This window comes from Prevotella communis (assembly GCF_022024175.1).
Classification (GTDB): domain Bacteria; phylum Bacteroidota; class Bacteroidia; order Bacteroidales; family Bacteroidaceae; genus Prevotella; species Prevotella communis.
In genome coordinates this window covers 3,386,131-3,404,474 of sequence record NZ_CP091794.1, presented here as the reverse complement: position 1 = coordinate 3,404,474, position 18,344 = coordinate 3,386,131, and the positions used below count along the sequence as shown (strand labels likewise).

Genomic DNA, 18,344 nt, shown 5'->3' with positions numbered 1-18,344 from the left:
CTATCGCTTACTTGGCTGAGCTGGTAGGGTTTGCGAGCAGCGCGCGAATCTCCGCCTCCACATCCTTCATCTGTGTCGAACGCTTGTAGAGCTGACTGTTGCGGTCGATGAGGAAATATTCGGGTACGTTCTGTACGTTGTAGTGCAGGGCCGACTGGGCCGATGGGTCGTAGACGCAAATCCAGGGAAGTGTTTCTGTCTGCTGCTTCCAGAAATGCTCGTTTTCATCAAGTCCTACCTGATAGATCTCCAGTCCCTGAGCGTGGTATTTTGCATACAGGTCGCGCAGGCTGAGGATACGGGCGGCCGACTCCTTCATGCCAAACATGTGGAAGTCGAGCAGCACCACCTTGCCGTTCAGTTCTGTCAGCGTACGGGTATGGCCACTCACGTCGGGCAGCTCCAGTTCAATCAGACCGGTAGCCTCCACCTTCGTGGCGGCCTCTGCGGCCATCATCTCACGGGCAGCCTGCTGACGGGTATCGTTCATACCCTTGATGGTGGTGTTGTGCAGGTGCTTGGTACGCTCTGATTCCGGGTGGAACGTGTCCCAACTGGTGGCTACGGCAGCAAAGGCACGTACATCCTGCTGGTTGGAACGGTCGAACAGGTTATAGCCGCCCAGCGTCTGGAACAGGGCGAAATAGGCATAGATAGATGCCGGGTTCTCGTAGATGTAGTCGTTGGCAATCTCCACCTTGTAGGCATCCACCAGCTGTTGCAGTGCCACGGTAATCTGCTCCCTGTTCAAATCCAGGTTGTTCTGGATGGCAATCACCCTGGCCCTGAGGTCCTGCTGCTTCAGCGACAGTTCCTTGATTTTCTGGGTGTTCACCGAACCCTCCACCTCGTAGTCACGGGCGATGTTGGGCGCCTTCGCATGAATGGTCACCGTCTCCGTGGAGTCGATACCCACGTAGATAATCTGGTTGCCCAGGTTGATGCAGTAGAGTTCGGGATCCTTGGGCGCCTCCCCTTTCAGCGTGAAGGTGCCGTCCTCGCCTATTTTGGCAGAGTCCACTTTCACAGCGCCGCTCAGGGCGTTGTTATACAGATAGATGGTCGTGTCCTTGACACCATCGATGGTTCCTTCTACGGTAAAGGTAGGTTTCTGGTCGCTACAGGCAGCGAAAACGAGTGCTGCCAAGGCTGTTATTGCTATTTTTTTCATTGTCGTTATTGTTTTGTCGAGTGCAAAGTTACGAATTAATTCATAAAAAAGAGTAAAATATGCAGATTTTGTGCACGTTTTAATAAAATAATGTGTACTTTTGCACGAATTTATTTTTTTAGATGTTTTAAACAAGATGAACGTAATTACAAAAACCCTTCAATTGGCTGATGGCAGAACCATCACCATTGAAACCGGGAAAGTGGCAAAGCAGACCGACGGTGCTGTCATGCTGAAGATGAACAACACTGTACTTCTGGCCACTGTTTGTGCCGCAAAAGATGCAGTTCCCGGAACCGATTTCATGCCTTTGCAGGTTGACTACCGTGAGCAGTACAGTGCTGCTGGACGTTTCCCTGGTGGATTCACCAAGCGTGAAGGCAAAGCCTCTGATAACGAAATCCTGACTAGCCGTCTCGTGGACCGTGTGCTTCGTCCACTTTTCCCTGGCAATTATCACGCAGAAGTTTTCGTTAACGTCATGCTGCTCTCAGCAGACGGCGTTGACCAGCCCGATGCATTGGCAGGTTTTGCTGCATCTGCAGCCCTGGCTTGCTCGGATATTCCCTTCGAGTGCCCCATCTCTGAGGTGCGCGTGGCTCGTATCAATGGCCAGTATGTAATCGATCCTACCTTCGAGCAGATGAAGCAGGCCGACATGGACATCATGGTTGGTGCTTCTGCTGAGAACATCATGATGGTGGAAGGTGAGATGAAAGAGGTGTCTGAGCAGGATCTGCTGGGTGCCCTCAAGGCCGCTATGGATGCCATCAAGCCCATGTGCGAACTCCAGAAGGAGCTGAGCAAGGAGCTCGGTAAGGACGTGAAGCGCGAGTACAACCACGAGGTTAACGACGAGGACCTCCGCGCACGCATGAATAAAGAATTGTACCAGCCCGCATACGATATCACCAAGCAGGCTCTGCCCAAGCAGGATCGCGCTGATGCCTTCGAGAAGATTCTCGAGGACTTCAAGGAGAAGTTCTTCGCTGAGCGTGCTGAGTTGGCTGAGGATGCCAAGGGCGAAATCAGCGACGATGAGTACAGCGCTATGATGGACCGCTACTACCACGATGTAGAGCGCGACGCCATGCGCCGTTGTATCCTCGACGAGGGTATCCGCCTGGATGGTCGTAAGACCGATGAGATCCGCCCCATCTGGTGCGAGGTATCTCCCCTGCCCATGCCTCACGGAAGTGCTATCTTCACCCGTGGTGAGACACAGTCGCTCTCTACCTGTACGCTGGGTACCAAGCTCGATGAGAAGATGGTTGACGATGTGCTCGACAAGAGCTACCAGCGCTTCCTCCTCCACTATAACTTCCCCCCATTCTGTACTGGTGAGGCTAAGGCCCAGCGCGGCGTAGGCCGTCGTGAGATTGGTCACGGACACTTGGCTTGGCGCGGTCTGAAGGGTCAGATTCCTGAGGACTTCCCTTACACCGTCCGTCTGGTTTCTCAGATTCTCGAGTCTAACGGTTCTTCTTCAATGGCAACCGTTTGTGCCGGTACCCTCGCCCTGATGGACGCTGGTGTGCCCATGAAGAAGCCTGTTTCTGGTATCGCTATGGGTCTGATCAAGAATCCTGGAGAAGACAAGTACGCTGTATTGAGCGATATCCTCGGTGACGAGGACCACCTGGGTGATATGGACTTCAAGACCACCGGTACAAAGGACGGTCTGACAGCTACCCAGATGGATATCAAGTGCGACGGTCTGAGCTTCGACATCCTCGAGAAGGCTCTGATGCAGGCAAAGGCTGGTCGTGAGCACATCCTGAAGTGCCTCACCGATACCATCGCTGAGCCCCGTGCCGAGTTCAAGCCTCAGGTTCCCCGTATCGTTCAGATCGAGATTCCTAAGGAGTTCATCGGTGCTGTCATCGGCCCTGGCGGTAAGATTATCCAGCAGATGCAGGAGGATACCAAGACGACCATCACTATCGATGAAACCGACGGTGTTGGTAAGGTGCAGGTATCTGGTCCCGATAAGGAGAGCATCGACGCAGCTCTGGCTAAGATCAAGGCTATCGTGGCTATCCCCGAGGTAGGCGAGGTTTATGATGGTGTGGTTCGCAGCATCATGCCTTATGGCTGCTTCGTAGAGATCATGCCTGGCAAGGATGGTCTGCTCCATATCTCTGAGATCGACTGGAAGCGCCTCGAGACTGTTGAGGAGGCTGGTATCAAGGAGGGCGACCACATCCAGGTGAAGCTCCTCGAGATCGATCCTAAGACTGGTAAGTATAAGCTCTCACACCGCGTGCTGATCGAGAAGCCCGCTGACTACGTAGAGCGTCCAGCCCGTGGTGAGCGCCGTGAGCGCCCTGAGCGTGGCGAGCGTCGTGACCGTGGTGAGCGCCGCGACCGTCGCGAGCGTGGAGAGCGTCGTCCCCGTCCTGAGCAGAAGGAGGGTGAGGCTTATCGCGACCCCGCTGAGAACAAGGAGCCAAAGGACTTTAGCGACACACTGGATCACATGGATTTCTAATCGGAAATTCGATATAAAATCAAGGACCTCGTCAACCAGTTTGACGGGGTCTTTTTTTTACTCCCTAGTTAGAGAAATAATTTTCTCTAGTTAGGAAAATATTTTGCTCTGGTTAAGAGACGACCTTTCTCTTGCAGAGAAACGACGTCTCTCTTGTCGGGAAACGACGTCTCTCTTAAAGAGCTTATGTTTTTGTCTCATGTTGCTTTTCATTTTTCTATTTGATTCATTTGTTTCAACAGAAGTGTTAAAACACACCTTTTTCTGATTTTAATCAAAAAAAACACGAATATTTGATACGAGTTATTAATTTTTTGCTTATATTTGCACCGATTTTCACCAAGGCAGTTACTGCGTTCTATGCTTATATTATATATAATGTACGCGAGAGAGGTGATATTAATGAGTTAGAAACCTACATTTTTACTGACTAAAAAATATTTTTATTTAATTTAAACTAAAACTTATGATGAATCTGAAAAAACTATTCGTAGTGGGTTCTGTGCTAGTGATGGCATGGACTACTGCTAATGCGGAACTGGTGAACGGTGTTCGCCAGAAGCCGGAGCCAGCTACTACTGCTTGGTCTGTGGGTACTGAAGAGGCACCCTATTATCTCTACAACACATCTGCAAAATTGTTCTTTACTCAGGGTAATACCTGGGGTACACGTGGTTGTGTTGGTCCTGCTGCTTCTGCCGTAAAGGTGTATTTTAGTGAGACTTCAGAAGGCACACAGCTGTACTACCTGAATAATTACATTCAGACTGCTAATAACAAATTAGAATGGAAGATGGCCTGCGGTGAAGCCGGTGCTGATGCTATTTTCACTGACCAAGGTTCTGGTTGGGGCCGTCCTCAGTGGGAAATTGTACCTCAGACAGGTAATATTTTCCGTATCAAGACTTCTTCACCCATCGTGGTTGAGGATGAGATAGCCAGGTATATGGGACGTGATGAGGCCGTTGCTCAGGATTTCTACAAAACAGGAGAACATGGCACTTTGGTTGACGGCGAGAAGCGTTTCCCTGTATCAGTTGAGTTGACAGAGGGCGAAGGTCATCACATCGACTGGGCTATTGTAAGTGCTGCCGATTATGAGGTTGTTGCTGCCGCAATGGTTGTCTTCGATAAGGCTGAGGAGCTTCTGACTTACATTAACTCTGCCAAGGAGAAGAATATTGACGTGGCTGCTGAGGTGGCTGTCTATGAGAATGAGGCTGCTACCGTTGATGAGCTGAAGGCTGCTATTTCAGCCGTTCAGTCCAAGATCAACAATGCCTTGGGTGGAGATGCTTCAGTTGAGAAGCCTTCTAATATGACTGGCGTTCTTGCGAATCCTAATTTCGATGACGCTTCTTCTACCGGTTGGAAGGGTACTGCTCCTAACATGGCGGGCAATGGCAGCCACGCCGCTGCCAATGTTGCTGAGCATTACGACAAGACTTTCGATACCTATCAGGAAATCAGCAATATGCCTACTGGTGTTTACGCACTGGAGGCTAATGCGTTCTTCCGTGGCTCTTGGGAGGATCATGCAAATCATGCCAACTATGTGGCTAAGTTGTATGCTCATGCCGATGGCGACACCCTGACTACTGAGATTCAGAATGCCTGGGATGCCATGAATACCGCACCTATCGCTGGTGATGAAACCAGAACATATTTTGAGACACCTAATGAAGAGCAGAGTGGCGAGCATGAAGGTGTTACATATTATATTCCTAGCAATCCTTCTACAGGTCGTCTGTACTTTGAGGCCGGTTTTTATAAGAACAAGTTGTTCTTTGCTGTTGAGGAAGGAACTGTACGCTTAGGTATTAGCAAGGACCAGAAGATCACTGGTACTGACTGGGTAGTATTCGATAACTTCAAGCTGTCTTACTATGGTAAGTCTGCTGAGGCTTATCAGTACTGGATTTCACAGTCTCCTAAGATTGACTATACTGGTACAGTGGCTTCAGAGCAGTATCTGAATGCCTACAATGCTGCTTTCAGTGCCGCACCAACCAATAAGGCTGAGGCTGTTGCTGCTCTGAAGGCTATCACAGCTGCCAGCGACTCTATTGCAAAGAATGCTCAGTTGTGGGCTGACCTGCAGACTAAGTACAACGAGGGTCATGGTGTCAGCGTAGAATACGATCTCTACGATGCAGCCTACAACCTTGGTGACTATCTGGACGAGGGTACCGACGAGGATGGCAATCCTCTGATCCCCATGAGTGTCAAGGCATTCCTTGAAGCTAAGACCAAGACTGGTGATTGCGACCTGACTAACAAGCAGCTGGAGGATATCATCGCTACTATCAATACCCTGATTGATGCCGTATTTACTGAGGTGAAGGAAGGTCTGAAGCCTGGTACCGATGTAACCAAATTCTTGACGAATCCTGACTTTGAGGATGGAAAGAATGGTTGGACCGTTGTTAATAATGGTGGTGGTAATGTTGCTCACGGAGGTAATGATGACAACCACTGCTTCGAGGCATGGCACAGCACCAACTTCGATGTTTACCAGGAGGTAAGCAACCTGCCTGTAGGTCTGTATAAGCTGGAGGTTAACGGTTATGTTCGTTACCTGGATGGTGGTTCAGATAAGAAGGACAATCCTGCTATCAACAACAAGGCTCAGTCTTATGAGCTGTTTGAGGCTGGTGTGCCCATCTATCTTTATATGAACGATTCTAAGACCGGTCTTGTCAACTGGTTCAGCTATCCAAAACCAAAGGCATTCTATGATGAGGTTAAGGAGGCTACCTATCTCTATGAGAATGATGAGAATGCTTATCCCGACAATATGGTTGCTGCATCAGCTGCTTTCGCTGATGGTGGTTACCTGCAGGAGACTATCTGTATGGTTGCTGAGCCCAACACTGTTACACGTATCGGTGTGAAGGGTACTCCCGAGGCTAAGTTCTGGCCTATCTTCGACAACTTCAAACTGACCTACCTTGGTAATGGTGTTGATATCGTGAAGCCACAGCTTGAGGACATGCTGACTGAGGCTAAGAAGTATGAGAGCGTGGTAACTACAAAGACTGCCAAGACCGCCCTTACAAATGAGATTGCTGCTGCCGAGGCTCTGCTGGCCGGCGAAGATGGTGACGCTATGCTCGAGGCTATCGACAAGCTGCAGAAGGCTATCAATGATGTGACTGAGGCTAAGGCTGTTTGCGAGAAGTTTGCTGAGTTTATCGAGGACTACATGCAGTTTGCTCAGAGCATCGATGCTACTGAGGCTCTGCAGCTGGGCGCAACCGTCCTGGAGAACCTGAACACATGTGCTTATGATGCTCAGGATATTGAGGCCAAGAAGCTGGAGCTCCGTGAGATGAGACTGAAGGTTCAGCTGCCTGCTGACTATGCTCAGGGTTCTGCTAAGGGTACTGACCTCACCGCATTCATCCAGACACCTGACTTCTCTAAGATTAAGGATGGTGTTCCGACCAACTCTATTGAGGGCTGGCAGGGTACCTCTGGTTACAACTTCGGTAACGACGACACTCAGAAGGGTGCTCTTGCCCTGGAGTTCTATGAGAAGACATTCGATATGTATCAGGACATCACCTCTGTTGGTAGCGTAACCTTCCCCGCTGGTAACTACTGCCTGCAGATGAACGCCTTCGAGCGTGTCAGCGATACAACACCTGCATTCCTCTATGCTACTGTAGTTGATGGTGACACTCTGGATGTAACAGAAGTGATGAAGCACTCTGCCGGCTTCGACGCTGAGGCAGGTGAGTCTGGTCCTGGCAACATGGTATCTTCTGTAGAGATGTTTACTGAGGGACGCTACCTCAACCAACTCAAGTTCAAGTACGAGGGTGGCACACTCCGCATCGGTATCAAGCACGAGAAGAGCAATGGTGCTGACTGGATTATCATGGACAACTTCAAGCTGTTCTTCTATGGCGACGACAACACAGGTGTTGAGACCGTGATGAATATCGGTAAGCCTGCAAAGGTACAGTACTTCACACTCGACGGACGTCAGGTCAGCGCCGCAGGCAAGGGCCTCTTCATCCGTAAGACAACTATGGACAACGGCACAGTCGTTGTAAGAAAGATTCAGAAGTAAGAATGATTCGATTAACGAAAATTCCGATACCCTAAATAAGGAATCGGGGGGGGCTGAAAGCCCTCTCCGACTCCTTCGTTTTTATTAATAACCCCCAAAAACCAAAACCAAAATGACCCGAAACAATCGAACAACGCGTGACAAGCGAAACAAAAGCAAACCGACGGCCCTCAGGCGGCTGTTACCCAAAATAAGAAACCACACGCCGTAAGGCGACAACATATAAAAAGCAAATAATATAATTGTAGTAAACAATAATAACTTAAAATAACAATTTATAAAAAACTATGAAGTGTAACACTATCTTAGAGCATGGACGAAGCGTAGCTTTCACCGCCTGTGCACTGCTGATAGGAGCATCGGTGATGCAGTCGTGTAAAGACGACGACCTGATTCTCACCGGCCAGCCTTCTTGGTTGGGCAACTCTATCTATGAGCGGTTGCAAGACGAGGGTAATTACAAGTACACGCTGCGTCTTATTGATGACCTGGGCGAGAAGGATGTGCTCAGCCACACAGGTTCAAGAACGTTGTTTGTTGCAGCCGACAGTGCTTATGAGGCCTGGTTCAAGGACAACAAATGGGGTGTTAGTCAGTATGAGGACCTCACGTTGCCTCAGAAAAAGCTGTTGTTGAGAAACTCAATGATCGACAACGCTTATCTGCTGGAGCTGATGTCCAACGAGACTGCTGAGGGCGATGCTGCTACTCCTGAATGGGGACGCACCATGCGCCGCACAACTTCGGCATCTGCCTACGACTCGGTGTATGTGATGCAACCCGACGAGATGCCAGACAATGCTTATTGGGCCAGCAAGCGTGGCGGACATGCCATCCGTATCCTGAAGGATGTCACGGAAGCTCCAATGATCCACTTTTTGCCAGCCTACCTGCAGAACCACAAGATTACTGCGGAAGACCTGAACCTGCTCACCAACCATCGTGCCACCAGTATCAACGAGGCATGGGTCAACGGTGTGAAGGTGGTCAACTCTGGCGATCCCGACAAGAAGAAGATCGACTACGACGTAACCTGTAAGAACGGTTACATCCAGAAGGTGGAGCGTGTCATCGAGTCAAGCCCCAACATGGCTCAGCTCGTCTATCAGGACGACGACATGAGCACATGGGCTCATCTGCTCGACCGCTATGCAGTGCCTTATTTCGATAAGACATTGTGGCAGGATTATAATAGAAACTACAAGAACAGCGACTCACTGTTTGTGCTCCGCTATGCCGCTAAGTCATACTATAACGGAAGCAGAAAGGTGACCATCGACCGTTCTAGCTACGACACGTCAAGTGATAATGGTAAGTATGTCTACAACGACGAGCGTACCAACCAGAAGACCGTGATTCCTTACGATGAGCTGTTGCGTTTCGATCCGGGATGGAACCAGTATATCGACGACAACCAGCAGAACACGCTGCACAATGATGCCGGTATGATGATTGTTCCTACCAACCAGGCCGTTCAGGACTGGTGGAATGGTCCTGGTAAGTCTCTGCAGGACGAGTACGGTACTCTGGATAATGTGCCTACACCTATTATTACTGAGCTGATCAACGTGAACATGATTCCTACGTTCTCAACCTACGTGCCTTCTAAGTTCGCCAGCGTGCTCAACGATGCCAAGGAGCCCCTCGGTATCACCAAGGACGATATCGTGCAGTGCTACATGGGTTGTAACGGTGTGGTCTACAAGGTTGGTAAGGTGTTCACACCTGCCCTGTTTGCCTCTGTGGCTTATCCCGCTCTGGCTCATGCCTCTACAATGAACATTATCTATAGCATCATCGACGGACGTACCTTCAAGCCATACCTGCTGTCAATGGACTCTAAGTATGCCTTGATTCTTCCTTCAAACAATGCCATGCAGTTGGTGCTCGACCCCGCCTCTTTCGGCCGCAGCGCTACAACGGATGATGTGAAGACCGAGACACCATATATCCTCGAGTTCACCTTCAACAAGGAGAAGCAGCAGATTGAGTGCGTTCGCTACAAATCTACTGTTGATGAGAATGGCGAGATCGTAAAGGGCGACAAACTGGGTGAGGTTGGTAACACCGGTTCTCTGCTGACCTTCAGAAATCGTCTGTACGACAGCATGATGAACTACCTGATTATCGTGCTGCCCGACAAGAATATGACAGTCGAGAAGTATGTGGCCCAAGGCTATAAGTACTTCAAGACAAAGGGTGGTGGCCTGATCAAGGTGACCAATGTTGGCGGCAAACTGCAGTTCCAGGGTGGATGGCAGGTTGAGCACAACCGCAACATCCCCGCTGTTGACCGTTACGATATGGAAAACGGTTCTTCTTACATGGTGGACGACATGATGCCTATCGCTTCTCAGAAGTCTGTATATATCACCTTGCAGGAGCATCCTGAGTTCTCAAAGTTCCTCACCATGATGGAGAACGACTACAACAACGTGCTGACAAACATGCTGAACAACAAGTACTATGCTGGTCAGTCATGGGTGAACAGTAAGAACCTCCGTCTGCTCGACAACTATAACTACACCGTGTATGTGCCTACCAATGAGGCTATCGAGCAGTTGCAGAATGAGAAAATCCTGCCTACCGACGAGGAACTGGACCGTGGCGACTTTGATGTGAAGACCAAGAACGATCCTAAGGTGGACAGCATCTGTATCGCTGAGGGCTGGTATCCCGATGGAGCTACTGAGGCTAAGAAGGCTGATATCCGTGCCAAGGTGGTTGAGACTCTGACCACTATCATGTCTGACTTCATCCGTTATCACGTACAGGACCACTCTGTGGCTATCGGTATGGTACCTGATGTGGAGGTCGACGATAATGGTAATGTATCTCATTATAAGAGCCACACGTCTTTCGAGAGTATGAAGCGCGACCTGGAGACCGGTCGATTCATTCCTCTGGAAATCGACTACTCAAATACAAGCATGACCGTGAAGGACAAGATGGGCGTTACCCACCATGTCGTAACAAACAATAATCTCTACAACCTGCAGTGCCGTGAGTACTGGTTCGAGGGTAAGAACTCTGAGGTGAACGCTTCTCTGTTCATGGCCAGCGACGTTGTGGTACATCAGATCGACGGTGTCCTCATGTCGGGTGCTAAGAAGCCTTGGCGTGACATCGTGAAAGAAGCACTTGGTGTTGAATAATAAGATAGGAGGAACAAACGTATGAAAATACTGAAATCTGTTATAATGACAATCGCGCTCCTGCTGTCTACAACACTGAGCGCACAGAATATCACGTCGGTACACGGTACACTGAGCGACGATATGGGTCCGCTGATGGGTGCCACCGTCTGTGAAATTGATGCTACCGGACGTATCATCGAGTCGGCTCTCACCGACTTGAACGGTAACTTTACGATGAAGGTCCGCAATACTAAGGATAAAATTCGTTTCAGTTACGTGGGTCTGGAGACTGTGACAATGCCTATCAACAAGACAACCTATGTCTTGAAGATGAAGTCTAAGACCAAGCTGAAGGAGGTGACCGTTACCTCTAAGCGCCGTATGCAGGGTAACACACTGCCTATCCCTCAGCGAGAAATCTCTTACGCCACACAGACCATCTCCATGAAGGAGTTCGAGGGTCTGGGTATCACTTCTGTCGATGAGGCCCTGCAGGGACGTATCGCCGGTCTGGATATCGTGGGTAACTCTGGTAACCTGGGTTCTGGTTCTACCATGCGTCTGCGTGGTGCTTCGTCTATCTCTACGCTGACCGATGCCAACCCGCTGATTGTGGTGGATGGTAACATCCGTGAGGTGAACCTCGACAACTTCGATATGGCTGGTGCCAATGATGAGAAGTTCGCTGAACTGCTGAACATCAACCCTGAGGATATCGCTTCTATCACCGTGCTGAAGGATGCTGCCGCTACTGCAGTATATGGCTCTCAGGGTGGTAACGGTGTCATCGAGCTGACCACCAAGCGTGGTGTGCGTGGTGCTCCAAAGGTGACCTACTCACTGAAGCTCACTGGTACTTATCAGCCTCAGGGCTATGCTCTGCTGAATGGTGACGACTACACCATGATGCTGAAGGAGGCTTACTTCAACCCCCGTCAGAACGATAACGCATCTAATAAGTATGCTATCCCTGAGATCAACTATGTGGACGATCCTTCTATCCTGGCCGACTGGCGCCAGTATCGTGCCAATACCGACTGGCGCGACGCTGTCACTCAGTGGGGTCTGCGTCAGAACCACTACGCTACCATCACCGGTGGTGGTGAGAAGGCTAGCTTCCGTATCGGTGCCGGTTACGACCACGAGACGGGTACTATCATCCAGCAGAAGATGAACCGTTTCTCTACACGTGTGAACCTGGACTATAATGTCAGCCAGCGTATCCGTGTAAGCACCAACTTCTCTCTGACTTACTCTAAGTACGACGACAACTCTGACGACCTGCTGGCCATCGCCCTGAAGAAGATGCCTAACATGAGCATCTATCAGATCGATCCTGACACGGGTCTGGAGACCGACAAGTACTATAACATGCCTCAGAGTGGAACCTATATCGGTTCTGAGGTGTTCAAGAACGACCAGCGTAACTACGTGAACCCCGTGGCTTCTGCTTATCTGGCTAAGAAGCAGCGCCGTGTCTACGACATGAACCCTGAGCTCATCCTGAACTACCAGCTGCTGGGCCTCGATGATGAGCACTGGCAGTTGAACTGGCGCAGCTCTGTGTACATGAATATCTCTAACCACTACAACGATTCGTTCTATCCCCAGGAACTGGTGACCAAGCGCTGGGAGGACAAGGTGAACACCTCTGCCTCAAGCTCTTCAAAGAGCGTTTCGTTCAACACCAAGCAGACGCTGACCTTGATTCCTGCTTTTGCTAACAAGGATCACTCTGTGATGATGATGGGACGCTTCGAACTGACTTCTGGTTCCAGCAGCTCTCAGTCAACCGACGGTTACGGCCTGCCTTCTACCAACGGTGTCATCGTGAGCCCCTCTGCTGGTGGTATCATCAACGGCATGAGCTCTGGCTACAGCCAGTGGCGCTCTATGTACTACACCTTCTCTGCTCACTATGCTTATAAGGGACGCTATGTGGCCGACTTCACCGTACGTGCCGATGGTACTACTAAGTTCGGTCCCGGCAACCGCTGGGGTTACTTCCCCTCTGTATCTCTGAAGTGGATCGTCAGTGACGAGCCTTGGATGCAGAAACTGAAGCCCACACTCTCTATGTTGGCTATCCGTCCCAGCTGGGGTCGTGTAGGTAACCAGCCTGGTCAGAACTACCTGTTTACTTCTAAGTATGGTTCTGCCGACAGGTATCTCGACATGGCTGCCATGAAACCGCTGAACATTCGTCTGACCGACCTGAAGTGGCAGTTGGTATCCAGCTACAACTTCGGTATCGACCTGGGCTTCATGGATGGTCGTCTGAACCTGACTATCGAGGGCTATCAGTCAACCACATCCGACATGCTGATGGGTAGCTTCCGTATTCCTTCAAACACTGGTTTCGCTACCGTTCCTTATCATAACAACGGTAAGATGCGCAACACCGGTTGGGAGTTCCATATCAATACAAACCGCATGATCAAGGCTGGTAAGTTCTCTATGGATATGAACGCCAACTTCGGTAACAACCGCAACGAAATCCTGGAGATGGACGAGTACATCCTGGAAAACAAGAACTCTAAGTACGGCTATAACAACGGTGAGACCTTGCGTCGTGTGCAGCTGCACAACCCGTTCGGTGCTATCTACGGCTTCAAGTACAAGGGTGTGTACCAGTACAACTACCTCACCATCAAGAACCATGTTCAGGAAATGGTTGAGGCTGGTGCTACCAAGGACGACATCCAGACTTGGTGGAGAGAGTGGTCAGGTTCTGGTAAGACGGCTCCTGTGGCTGTCGGTGCCGATGGCAACCTGATTCTCGAAGGTAACAACGTACCTAAGCGTATGATGTACGACTATCGTTCTGATAATACTGGTCACGATGGTGCATTCCCCGGCTTCAACGGTGGTGACGCTATCTACGATGACCTGAATCACGATGGTCAGATCAATGCACTGGATATCACCTACCTGGGCTCTTCTCTGCCTAAGTTGACTGGTGGTTTCGGTTTCTCTTTCAACTACGGTCAGTGGCGTCTGTCAACACAGTTCACCTACCGTGTGGGCAACAAGATTATCAACAAGGCTCGTCTGCAGGCTGAGGCCATGACTGGTAACGACAACCAGAGTCAGGCTGTGAACTACCGCTGGCGTCAGGAGGGTGACGTAACACCTATCCCACGTGCTATGTATGGTGGCAACAGCAACTACAACACGCTGATCAGCGACCGCTTCGTAGAGGATGGTAGCTACCTGCGTATGAGCTATGCCCAGCTCAACTATTCTATCAATAAGAAGAACCTGACATGGATTGGCCTGAACCGCCTTTCATTCTATGCCAGTGTGAACAACCCCTTCGTACTCACGAAGTACTCTGGTGTGGACCCCGATATCGCATTCGGTGGCGAGGATCCTGCTATCGACAACATGCAGACACCACGTTCACGCTCTTATACACTGGGTATCACTGTTGATTTCTAAAACGTAGATTGATTTAAAAAGAAACATGAAGATTATGAAAAAGAATTATAATAAGATAATCTGCGCAATCTGCGTCGTCTGCGGTCTCACTTCATGCTCAGACTTCCTGGATATCAAACCTCAGAACGAGATTATTTTCGAGGACTTCTGGAATGAAAAGGCCGACGTGGACAATGTCGTGGCTGGTTGCTACTCTGCTCTCCAGAACGATGGTGTCAGAAAGCGTATGATGATTTGGGGTGAGGCCAGAACGGAGAATGTGATGGCCGGTCAGGGTATCAATAATGATATCAACCTCTCTAATATATTAAAGGAGAATATCACGGCTATGAACTCCTACACCACTTGGGAGGGCTTCTACGACGTGATCAACCGTTGTAACACGGTACTGAAATATGCTCCCGGCGTGGCCGAGAAGGATCCTGCCTATACACAGGGTGACCTCGACGCTACCATCGCTGAGGTGACAGCACTGCGCTCTCTCTCTTATTTCTATCTGATTCGTACGTTCCGCGATGTGCCTTTCACTCGTGAGGCCTTCACCGACGACGACCAGACAATGGACCTGCCCGCAACGCCGTTCTATGAGGTGCTCGACACCCTCATCGCCGATCTGCGCCAGGTTGAGGATAAGGCGGTAAAACGCTATCCTGAGACAAAGCCTTTCTATCAGACTGGCCGCATCACGCAGGATGCTATCCGTGCCATGTTGTGCGAGATGTATCTGTGGAAGGGTGCCGTTGATCCTATTGGCTACGACTCTTGTGTTTACTATGCAGAAGAGGTCATCAAATCTAAGAAGGAACTCAACGATGAGTACGAGAAGAAGCATCGTCTGTCGGCCGATACGAAGGCTGCCCTGGAGGTTCGCCTCAATGGCTATCCTCTGGTTAACGACAATCTGACGGGTACTTACTTTGGCAATTATTATGAAGAGTTATTCGTAGAAGGTGCTAGCAAGGAGACCGTCTTTGAACTAGTCTATGATGATGAGAAAGCTGGTAATGGTATGCTGGCCAATGGTGCTGTGTCTTCTCTTTACGGTCACTCTAACGGTACTGGCCTGCTGGTTGGTTCTAAGTACCTGAAAGAGGATATCGAGGCCGACTACTCTAAGCGTGTCATTTTTGAGCCTGAGCAGAAGAACAAGTTGGATGCTCGCCTCTATGTGAACTGTGACGCTACTAAGGACAACTCTCCTATCATGAAGTTGGCTGCTCGTAGCTTCGAAATCGACATGAAGACTCCTTCGACGCCTAAGTCTGACTATTCTTTGTATCCTCAGAACAACAACAGCAGTATGTGGATCATCTACCGCTTGCCTGATATCATGCTGATGGAGGCTGAGGCTCTCTGCGAGAAGATGCTGAATCCTATCGATGGCGAGGACTCGCTGGTTAGCGCCACGAACAAACCGCTGATGGAGAAGGCTTTCACACTGGTGAACGTTATCAACAAGCGTGCTATCTGTAAGAAGGATCTGACAGCTTCTGATACACTGAAGAGCAGCAACTACGCTACCAAGACGGCAATGACCGATCTGGTGAAGCGTGAGCGTCAGCGCGAACTGATGTTCGAGGGTAAGCGCTGGTACGACCTTGTACGCTACGCCATGCGTGCCGGCAACACAGAACCTGTGATCAATGCCGTGATGCACCGCGAGGATGTGAACAAGGAGTACTCTCAGAACTTCTTCAAGAAGATGGATGCTATCTTCTGGCCTTACAACATTGAGGAAATGAAGGTGAACCGTAACCTGGTGGCCAATCCTGCCTTTGGCAGCGGTGAGAACTCCAGCTACGAGAAAGCTAAATAATGCATAACACTTAAACGATAAGATTATGAATATCAATAAGAATATAAAAGTAGCGTTGATGGCACTGGCTGCCTTCATGGCAACGGGCTCTATGACCAGTTGCTCTGACGAGCCTGATAGTCAGTACTTCTATACTTTCACGGGCGAGATGCTGAGCGACTATATCAGCAACCGTGAACAGTATAGTGAGTTCAAGTACATCGTTGAGAAAGCCGACCTCATGGATCTGCTCTCTACCTATGGCAGATATACTTGCTTCCTGCCCGACAATAAGGCTGTGGACGAGTATCTGCAGTCAAAGGGTATCCCTTGTGTTGACTCGCTGAGTGTGGCCGACTGCGATACAATCGCTCGCACACACTTGGTACAGAATATGTATTCTACGTTCGAGATGGTGCTCGACTTCCTGCCTACTTACAACCTGCAGGGACGTTACCTGGCTACCAAACCTATCGTTGACGAGAATGGTAATGCTGTTATCCAGATCGAGGGTAACGCGCATATCATCTTCAGCGACACACTGCCCGACGGACAGATCATTCACCAGAACGACTCTGTGGAGAATGGTATCGTGCAGCCTGTGAACAAGGTGATTGAGAAGTCAAACTGCTATATCGCTGATATCTTGCGCGATAACAAGAATATTAAGTTGTTCTACGAGGCGCTCGTGGCTACTGGCGTGCGTAATGAGATTGAACTCATCGAGGATGTGACCTACTCAAAGAACCAGCCTAAGTATAAGTACAGGTCTCACGTCCACTCTGAGGTGGGTTGGGTGCCCGAGAAGAAGAAGTACGGCTTCACGGCTTTCGTAGAGCCCGACTCTATCTATCGTGCTAAGTTCGAGGAGTATGGCATCGATACGTCTAAAGGCGACCTCCATGCGCTCTACGACCTGGCTGTCAAGCTCTATGACCCAGTGTTCGGTTCTGGCGATCCTCTGCATCGTGACGACCTGAAGGAGGGATGGAAGTTCGAGAACCTCACGGATAGTATCAACCCCTTGAAGCGTTTCATCCGCTATCATATCATGAACCGCTACGTGCCTGGTACCAACAAGCTCACGGCTATGGAGATTCCTGAGCATGGTAAGTACCCCTTCGGTTTCGATGCTACACTGGTCAACCCCACTGAGTGGTATACCACCTTGCTGCCTCACACCATGCTGAAGGTGTCTATGCTGACCATGAATAAGGATGAGCAGGGACGCGACTGCCGTGGTAACGACCGCGACAAGGTGAAGGGCTTCTTCATCAACCGCCGTTATGGTGAGACGTCCGACTACCAGTTCCGTGGTTCTTATGTCATCAAGGATGTGGAGGATGAATACGAGAACGACGCACTCAATGGTCACTATTTCTATGTGGACGACTTGATTGCTTTCACTACCGATGTGCGTGACAAGGTGCAGAACATGCGTATCCGTATGGACTTCTCTACCATCTTCCCCGAGGTGATGACCAACGATATGCGCGACGAGGGTAACTATCTGGGTGATGACCCTAATGAAACGCCTGATGAGAGTAATGAGCCTAAGAACGGTAAGAACCGTTACTTCCCCGACGGCTACCTGGATGGTGTGACGGTGAATAATGATGGTAAATTGGTGCTCCGTCGTCCTCACCTGTACTACTGGTCTTGGCAGGGTGACGAGTGGAACCTCTTCGGCGACTATGACATGACCTTCCGTATTCCTCCTGTACCATTCAGCGGTGAGTGGCAGTTCCGTCTCGGATTCTGCGCTATTCCTACGCGTGGTGTCATGCAGGTGTACTTCGACGGCAAGCCTCAGGGTATTCCTCTTGATATGACCAAGAACCTGGATACTGATATGTACCTGGGCGACCGTTATAAGAGTTATGATGCCTATATGAAGATGACCGATGAGGAGAAGGCTGAGTACCAGAAGGTACTGAAGAACCTCGGTGCCTACGACGATGGCCGTAGCCAGCTCATTGGTCAGAAGGACCACCCATTGGGAAATGCTAATGGTATGTACCGTCGTATTCTCTGCCAGACTGACATCGACGCCACCAAGGATCACTACATCCGTTTCCGTGTGGCCAGCGATGGTAAGGGTAATAACAATGAGTTTATGTTCGACTTCTTCGAAATGGTGCCTAAGTCGGTATATGCTGTCGATGGTGAGGGCGCTATGGAGGACGATCTTTAATTGATAATTGACAATTGATAATTGACAATTGATAATT

7 protein-coding genes are annotated in these 18,344 nt (G+C 49.9%); 6 read left to right on the top strand and 1 reads right to left on the bottom strand.

The window, feature by feature from the left end:
• Positions 1-7: 7 nt before the first annotated feature.
• Positions 8-1,171 (bottom strand): TlpA disulfide reductase family protein, encoded by a 1,164-nt coding sequence (locus tag L6466_RS13645; RefSeq protein ID WP_237802517.1) that lies wholly within the window; start codon positions 1,169-1,171, stop codon positions 8-10.
• A 136-nt stretch (positions 1,172-1,307) separates the two neighbouring features.
• Between L6466_RS13645 and L6466_RS13640 the strand changes: the two genes are divergently transcribed.
• The 6 genes from L6466_RS13640 to L6466_RS13615 all read left to right on the top strand — a co-directional run bounded on the left by L6466_RS13640 (position 1,308) and on the right by L6466_RS13615 (position 18,307).
• Positions 1,308-3,662, top strand: coding sequence for a polyribonucleotide nucleotidyltransferase (locus L6466_RS13640; RefSeq protein WP_237802518.1), 2,355 nt, complete (start codon positions 1,308-1,310; stop codon positions 3,660-3,662).
• A gap of 466 nt (positions 3,663-4,128) precedes the next feature.
• Positions 4,129-7,740, top strand: coding sequence for a hypothetical protein (locus tag L6466_RS13635; protein WP_237802519.1), 3,612 nt, complete (start codon positions 4,129-4,131; stop codon positions 7,738-7,740).
• A gap of 287 nt (positions 7,741-8,027) precedes the next feature.
• Complete coding sequence (locus L6466_RS13630) at positions 8,028-10,895, top strand: hypothetical protein (protein ID WP_237802520.1); 2,868 nt, start codon at positions 8,028-8,030, stop codon at positions 10,893-10,895.
• A gap of 21 nt (positions 10,896-10,916) precedes the next feature.
• Positions 10,917-14,318, top strand: coding sequence for a SusC/RagA family TonB-linked outer membrane protein (locus L6466_RS13625; protein ID WP_237802521.1), 3,402 nt, complete (start codon positions 10,917-10,919; stop codon positions 14,316-14,318).
• A gap of 34 nt (positions 14,319-14,352) precedes the next feature.
• Complete coding sequence (locus L6466_RS13620) at positions 14,353-16,134, top strand: RagB/SusD family nutrient uptake outer membrane protein (RefSeq protein ID WP_237802522.1); 1,782 nt, start codon at positions 14,353-14,355, stop codon at positions 16,132-16,134.
• Between the two features lie 25 nt (positions 16,135-16,159).
• The gene (locus tag L6466_RS13615; RefSeq protein WP_237794211.1) at positions 16,160-18,307 is read left to right on the top strand and encodes a fasciclin domain-containing protein; all 2,148 of its coding nucleotides are present in this window, start codon (positions 16,160-16,162) and stop codon (positions 18,305-18,307) included.
• The last annotated feature ends 37 nt before the right edge of the window (positions 18,308-18,344 follow it).